The following is a 7,196-nucleotide window of genomic DNA, read 5'->3' as shown; positions in this document are numbered from 1 at the left end:
TTAGAACTACCCGCACCTTTTTTGTGTGCCATTTCTTTATCTTAATTTAAGACTATTTGTCTGATTAAAAATTCAATTATAACGTAATACCAGTGATCTGGATTTTAGAAAATTGTTGACGGTGACCGTTTTTCTTTTTGTAGCCTTTACGACGTTTTTTCTTGAAAACGATAACTTTATCGCCTTTTAAATGAGACAAAATTTTAGCCGAAACTTTTGCACCAGCAACGCTAGGTGTACCAATGGTAAATTTACCACCGTCTTCTGCTAACAATACATTGTCAAATTCAATACTAGCGCCTTCATCTCCTTGTAAACGGTGTACAAAAAGGAACTGGTCTTTTGCAACCTTAAATTGCTGTCCTGCTATATTTACTATTGCGTACATTGTTAATTAATTAAATGTGTTATTAAATGAAGGGCAAAAGTAATCAGTTTTTATCATAATTCAAAGACAAATTTACTTTTTCGTTTCCAATTAAACGTTATGAGTTGAACAGCATTGTCTTAATCCGTATCGGGACAATGCTGTTCACCCCTGTTTTCGCTTACCAAACCAAAATTCTCTTCTCTGGTGCTACATACATTTTTGCCGTAGGCTGTACATTAAATGCTTTATAGAAGGCCTCCATATTGTATACGGGACCATTTACCCGAAATTGTTCGGGGCTATGTGGATCAACTTTTAAACGTAACCGCATGCGCTCATCGCTGCTCTTTACGCGCCACACTTGCGCAAAACTCAAGAAGAAACGTTGATCTGGTGTAAAACCATCAATTTTATCCTGTCCCTGCCCTTGCTTGGTTAATTTGAAAGCATCATAAGCAATATTCAAACCGCCGATATCTGCCAGATTTTCACCTAAAGTAAGCTCACCGTTTACATGTTGATTGTCCAACAGTGTAAAGCCACCATATAACTTCGCTACCTGATTGGCGCGTTCCGTAAACTGTTTCGCATCCACTGCCGTCCACCAATCGTTCAAGTTACCATCTTTATCATATTGACGCCCCTGGTCATCAAAACCATGTGTCATCTCGTGTCCGATAACGGCACCGATAGCGCCATAATTGATCGCATCGTCCGCATTGGCATCAAAGAATGGGAACTGCAAGATGCCGGCCGGGAATACAATTTCATTATACGGTGGATTGTAATAGGCATTCACCGTAGGTGTCGTCATCAGCCATTCGGCCTTGTCAACCGGTTTGCCGATTTTACCTGCCATTTCTTTATAGGCATGCTTTGCAGCAGACTGTAAATTGGCATAGTAGGTATCTTTGGCAACCTCCACATCACTGTAATCTTTCCACTTCTCCGGGTAACCGATTTTTTTGGTAAATGCTTCCAATTTTTCAATCGCTTTCTTTTTGGTTTCAGGTGTCATCCAGTCCAATTTCTCGATACGGCTCTTATAGACTTTTTGCAAATTATCGACCAATTCGAGCATTCGTTTTTTTGCTTCGGGTTTAAAATACTCATCCACATACAACTTTCCGACAATCTCGCCAAGGTTCTCGTCGGCCGAGCTCACCATCAGCTTCCAACGTTCCTTCTCCTGCTTCTGTCCATTTAGGGTTTTTCCGAATAATTCAAACTTTGCATCCCTGAAACCTTTGCTCAGTGCCGTCGCAGAAGCATTCGCTAAATCTGCTTTTAGTTTTGTTTTCCAACTAGCTAAGGACTGTGATTTCAACAAATTATTCAGAGCAAGATAAAATTTGGGTTGCTGTACCAAAATGGTATCGGTCTTCACATCCAAACGTTGCAAAATATCTTTCCAATTGAGGTTTGGTGTTTGTTTTTGAAATTCCTGTACCGCAAATTTATGGTAGTTTTTGATGGGATCCCGCAATTCCACCGGTGTAGCATGCGATTTGGCTATTTCTGTTTCCAAGCGCAGCACTTCCTCAGCCGACTTTTGCGCATTTGCCCCTTCGCCGATCAGTCCGAATAATTTTACCAGATACGCAACATAGGCCTCCCGGATTTTCTTCGCTTTGTCATCCTGATCCAAGTAATAACTTGCTTCAGGCAGGTTAAGTCCCCCCTGGAAAAATTGCAATGCATTTTTAGTGCTGATCCGGTCATCTGCTGCTACATAAAATGTAAAAAGATCACCATCACCCTCTTTAAATCCATCCGCAGCATAAGCGATCAATTCATCCATACTTTTCAACCCATTGATTTTTTGAATAGCCCCTTCGATCGGTTTCGCGCCCAATTTATCAATCGTCACCGTATCCATACCACTCGCATAGAAATCGCCGGCCTTTTGCTGATCGGAACCTTTTTTGTTGTCAGACTTCGCCGCACCCTCCAAAATAGATTTCAGGTTTGCCAGGTTTTCATCAGCAAGAATATAAAATGAACCCCAGCCAGTTTCAGAAGCCGGGATCTGGGTATTTTTCATCCAGCTTCCATTCGCATATTGGAAGAAATTATCTCCTGGATTCACTGTGGTATCCATGCCTGAGACATCAAAAAAATTTGTGCGGACCTCCTGAGCAGTATCGCTTTTCTTATTTGACTGACATGACATCATCATTAAGACCATGGATAGCGTCCCCCATTTGACTTTTTGTATCATATTTTAAGAGATTAAAAGAGTATTTAAATTTACTTCAAAAGTTTCACTTCATACAAATCCTTCCGTCTATCCTTCTTGACTTTAACGGTACCGTACTCATGCAGGTCTCGTAGGGCATAAAGATCAACGTCGGCAATAAGCACCATCTCAGCATTCGGTGTCGCCTCAGCTTTAATGGCATTATTGGGAAAAGCAAAGTCCGAAGGGGTAAAAACAGCGGACTGCGAATATTGTATATCCATATTATTCACACGCGGCAAATTGCCCACGGAGCCTGCAATGGCCACATAACATTCATTTTCTATCGCCCTAGCCTGCGCACAGGTACGCACCCGGATGTATCCGTTTTGAGTATCCGTCATAAAGGGCACAAATAGGATCTGCATCCCCTGATCGGCCAAAATACGGCTCAGTTCAGGAAACTCTACATCGTAACAGATCAACAGCCCCACTTTACCACAATCGGTGTCAAACACCTTCACCTCACTTCCGCCCACCATACCATAATATTTAAATTCATTTGGTGTGATATGAATTTTTTTAAACTCATCCAGCTTACCGTTGCGATGGCAGAGGTAGGAAACATTATAGAGTTTTTTGTTTTCCACCAAAGGCATCGACCCGGCAATGATATTCACATTGTAGGAAACGGCAAACTGTTGAATGCGATCGATAATCTCCGAGGTATGCTGCGCAAGCCTCTCCATTGCCAGGCGCTCGGGAAGATCATTATACGGACTCATCAACGGCGTATTAAAGAATTCCGGAAACATGATAAAATCGGTTCCATAATCACTCACCGTATCCACAAAGAATTCTATCTGATCGTAAAATGCCTCAAGATTATCAAATAAACGCATCTGCCATTGCACCAGTCCCAAGCGGATTGTCTGCTTAGTCGTCGAAATAGACCTTGTCTCGGGCTCATAATAAATATTATTCCATTCCAACAGGGTAGCGAACTCCATCGATTCAGCATCCTCAGGCAGATAGTGCTTAAGTATTTTTTTGACATGAAAATCATTCGATAGCTGAAAGGTCAGCGTCGGATCATAGATCTCCTTACGTTTGACTTTCTCGATATAAACCCGCGGACTCATTTTATCCGCATAGTTATGGTAATTGGGAATACGCCCCCCGGCAACAATACATTTGAGGTTCATCTGTTCACACAGCTCCTTACGTGCATCATAGAGACGGCGTCCAAGACGTAAGGCCCGATGTGCCGGATGAACAAACACTTCTATTCCGTACAGTGTATCTCCATCATCACTATGTTTGGTAAACTTACCGTCATCGATAATATCATAATAACTATCGTAAATATTATTCTTCTTTGAATTCAGGATAATCGACAAGGCACAAGCGACCACATGTCCATCAATCTCCACACATAGCTGCCCTTCAGGAAATAACTCTATCAAATCCTGAATATTTTCCTTTGACCAGGTCTCACCAACACCATCATATGCCTGTTCCATCGATTTTTTCAAATCAACATAATCCTTCTTTGTCAAGTTCCGCACTTGAATATCCATATAAATCTCCTTTTTGAAATTAGTTATTTAAATTTAGTAAAAGTAAAGGCCAAGTCCAAAACTAGCAATAGGCAACAAGCGAACACCAGATGGCATATAATTTCGTATTTTAGACAGTGCTTACTCAGTGATTGTTCAGTGCTCGTTCAGTGCTTGCTCAGTGTACACTGAATATGCACTGACTTATTACTGTCTAAACATTGATTAAAAAATGTTAATAATTACTACCTAGTATGCAGATGTTTCAATTTTAATATAGATCTTGATGATCCAATATCTTAACAGGCAGTTAGGATCATCGTCTTTTTCATACATAAACCGAATCGGAGCATCGGAAAGACTTACTAAAAATAAAGCCAAAAAAAAGCGCCAATGTTCAATTGGCGCTTCTGATATCTCAATGATAGCTGCTCTCAACTATGCTTGACCTTGTGGCGTTCCAAAAGGGAATGCAACTGTAGGATCGCCACCTTGTTGAGGTTGTTCAGCAACACCTAAGTCCATTTTAATTGGGCCATTTAATGCTTCGAAACGGTTCACGTTATCAACCAATGCACCTAACAAGCGTTTTGCATGCTCTGGAGTCAAAACGATTCTTGATTTCACTTTTGCTTTTGGCACTCCTGGCATCACACGGATAAAGTCAACCACAAATTCAGTATTAGAGTGAGTGATAATCGCAAGATTTGAGTAGGTTCCTTCTGCTACTTCTTCTGTCAACTCAATGCTCAATTCGTTTTGATTTTGGTTATTTTCCATAATAATTCTAATGATAAGTTAATATATTCTTAAATTCTACTTTGTAAATGTTCTAAAGTCTTGTCCGTTCTCGATATTCAATAATGTCTCGTAGATCAATCTGATCACGTTGTCAACATCTTCTTTATGTACCATCTCCACTGTTGTGTGCATATAACGGAGCGGTAAGGAAATCAATGCCGACGGTACACCACCATTGCTATAGGCAAATGCATCCGTATCAGTTCCTGTAAAACGAGAGGAAGCCTGACGCTGGAAAGGAATATTATTCTTTTCAGCAACCTTCACCAACAGTTTATTCAGATTGATCTGAACCGCTGGAGCATAAGACAATACAGGGCCTTTTCCTGAAAACAGATCTCCCTGCGTGATCTTATTGATCATCGGAGTTTGTGTATCATGTGTCACATCGGTTACGATAGCGACATTCGGTTTGATACGATCTGCAATCATTTCGGCGCCACGTAAACCAATCTCTTCCTGCACCGAATTTACGATATATAATCCAAATGGCAATTTCTTTTTATTCTCTTTTAGCAAACGAGCAACCTCAGCGATCATAAAACCACCGGCACGATTGTCCATAGCCCGCCCAACATAATAACGGTCGTTGAGGATAGAGAATGTATCTTCGTAGGTAATAACACACCCCACATGTATACCCAGGGCTTCAACCTCTTCTTTGGTACTACAGCCGCAGTCCAAAAAGATATTTTTCAGCGAAGGATTTTCTTCTTTCTCTCCCGAACGTGTATGAATTGCCGGCCAGCCGAATACAGCTTTGACAATACCCTTTTCCGTATGGATATTCACGCGCTTAGACGGTGCAATCTGGTGATCCGAACCACCGTTACGAATCACATAGATCAGTCCATCTTTGGTAATGTAATTGACAAACCAAGAAATCTCATCCGCATGAGCCTCTATAACGACCTTGTACTCCGCTTTTGGATTGATTACCCCTACAGCTGTACCGTAGTTGTCAACGAATGTATCATCGACATAAGGCTTCAAATAATCCAACCACAGTCGCTGTCCTTCCCACTCAAATCCTGTAGGAGAAGCATTATTGATATATTTTTCAAAAAATGAAAGCGAATCTTTAGTCACAACCGCGTTGTGCTTCGGCTCTTTTTTCTTGTTTTTTTCTGCCATCTTTTCCTTTTCTATTTACTTTCGTCAAAATATGAAAATTTCAATGAAATGCAAAAGTAAAAATGTTTTTTGAAATATTGTTTGCGCAATTTATTTTAGATCATAGCCCTTTATTTTAGTAAAAAGGATCAGCAAAAGACAATATTTCATTCACGATGAATCAATTAAGTTCGCAGCCCAATGATATTATATTTAAAAACAAATTGTAGGAATAAAAAATGAGATTAAAGCTTATCTTTACTCCAAAGTAATTTAAACAGCTATAAAATTTATGAATTCAATATTAAGTGCAATACATTGGAATATTGACCCTGAAATGTTCAACTTTGGCGCCTTTGCCCTTCGCTATTATGCCTTATGCTGGTTATTAGCGTTTTTTGTTTCATACGTGATCATGTTGCGTATATTCAAAAAGGAAGGCCGCACACAAGAACAGCTGGATCAGCTTTCAATTTATATTTTCCTGGGCACTTTGATCGGAGCTCGATTAGGACACTGCCTATTTTACGATTTTGACTATTACAAAGATCATATACTTGAAATCTTCCTTCCATTTAAATGGGATAAAACAGGATTTCATATCACCGGCTTTGCAGGTTTGGCTTCTCACGGTGGCGCCATCGGAATTATCCTCGCATTATATTTATTCTGCAGAAAAACAAAAACCGACTTTCTATGGCTAGCGGACCGATTGGTTGTCGTAGTCCCTATTGCCGGTGCACTTATCCGTATCGGAAATTTCTTCAATTCTGAAATAATTGGTACGCCTACAGATTTACCTTGGGCTATCGTGTTTGAACGTGTCGACAATGTACCGCGCCACCCGGGACAGCTTTATGAAGCAATCGCCTATATTTTGATCTTTATTATCATCGGTTCCCTATTCAAATCGAATCCCAATCGCCAAAAAGGTCAATTATTTGGCATATTCCTAGTCTTATTATTTGGTGCACGTATGGTGTTGGAACATTTTAAAATTGATCAGGAAGCCTTCGAGCAAAGTATGGCTTTAAACATGGGCCAATTACTGAGTATACCTTTTATCCTGGTGGGTTTCTACTTTATCTTCCGGAAAACCAAAGCTTAAAACAGGGCGCAATATATCCTTGTTTGCAAATACAAGATTTAACAGGCATCTTTTCTAGAAAAGATG

Annotated in this window: 6 protein-coding genes; 1 reads left to right on the top strand and 5 read right to left on the bottom strand. The window is 40.2% G+C overall.

Going from position 1 to position 7,196, the window contains the following annotated elements; genetic code table 11:
- Positions 1–76 precede the first annotated feature (76 nt).
- The 5 genes from rplU to B2X72_RS00825 form a co-directional block, all read right to left on the bottom strand.
- Positions 77–388, bottom strand: coding sequence for a 50S ribosomal protein L21 (gene rplU / locus B2X72_RS00845; RefSeq protein ID WP_028068281.1), 312 nt, complete (start codon positions 386–388; stop codon positions 77–79).
- 160 nt (positions 389–548) lie between these two features.
- Positions 549–2,591, bottom strand: coding sequence for a M13 family metallopeptidase (locus B2X72_RS00840; RefSeq protein WP_145326900.1), 2,043 nt, complete (start codon positions 2,589–2,591; stop codon positions 549–551).
- A 29-nt stretch (positions 2,592–2,620) separates the two neighbouring features.
- A complete protein-coding gene (locus B2X72_RS00835) occupies positions 2,621–4,129 on the bottom strand; it encodes a carbon-nitrogen hydrolase family protein (RefSeq protein WP_145326901.1) in 1,509 nt (502 codons plus the stop codon).
- 417 nt (positions 4,130–4,546) lie between these two features.
- Entirely contained in the window at positions 4,547–4,888 is a 342-nt protein-coding gene (locus B2X72_RS00830; RefSeq protein ID WP_046672455.1) for a DUF3467 domain-containing protein, read from the bottom strand.
- Between the two features lie 36 nt (positions 4,889–4,924).
- Complete coding sequence (locus tag B2X72_RS00825) at positions 4,925–6,043, bottom strand: M42 family metallopeptidase (RefSeq protein ID WP_088161775.1); 1,119 nt, start codon at positions 6,041–6,043, stop codon at positions 4,925–4,927.
- Between the two features lie 271 nt (positions 6,044–6,314).
- Here B2X72_RS00825 and lgt point away from each other — a divergent pair, with 271 nt between their 5' ends.
- Positions 6,315–7,130, top strand: a complete 816-nt coding sequence (gene lgt / locus B2X72_RS00820; RefSeq protein ID WP_075992897.1) for a prolipoprotein diacylglyceryl transferase — start codon at positions 6,315–6,317, stop codon at positions 7,128–7,130.
- Positions 7,131–7,196 lie beyond the last annotated feature (66 nt).

The sequence above is a fragment of the Sphingobacterium sp. UBA7253 genome (genome assembly GCF_002472745.1).
Taxonomy (GTDB): Bacteria; Bacteroidota; Bacteroidia; order Sphingobacteriales; family Sphingobacteriaceae; genus Sphingobacterium; species Sphingobacterium siyangense.
This window is presented reverse-complemented; position numbering and strand designations above follow the sequence as displayed.

Coding starts and splice junctions, on each gene's coding strand:
- B2X72_RS00825 (WP_088161775.1), bottom strand. CDS start 6,043: ATGGCAGAAAAAAACAAGAAAAAAGAGCCGAAGCACAACGCGGTTGTG.
- rplU (WP_028068281.1), bottom strand. CDS start 388: ATGTACGCAATAGTAAATATAGCAGGACAGCAATTTAAGGTTGCAAAA.
- lgt (WP_075992897.1), top strand. CDS start 6,315: ATGAATTCAATATTAAGTGCAATACATTGGAATATTGACCCTGAAATG.
- B2X72_RS00840 (WP_145326900.1), bottom strand. CDS start 2,591: ATGATACAAAAAGTCAAATGGGGGACGCTATCCATGGTCTTAATGATG.
- B2X72_RS00830 (WP_046672455.1), bottom strand. CDS start 4,888: ATGGAAAATAACCAAAATCAAAACGAATTGAGCATTGAGTTGACAGAA.
- B2X72_RS00835 (WP_145326901.1), bottom strand. CDS start 4,129: ATGGATATTCAAGTGCGGAACTTGACAAAGAAGGATTATGTTGATTTG.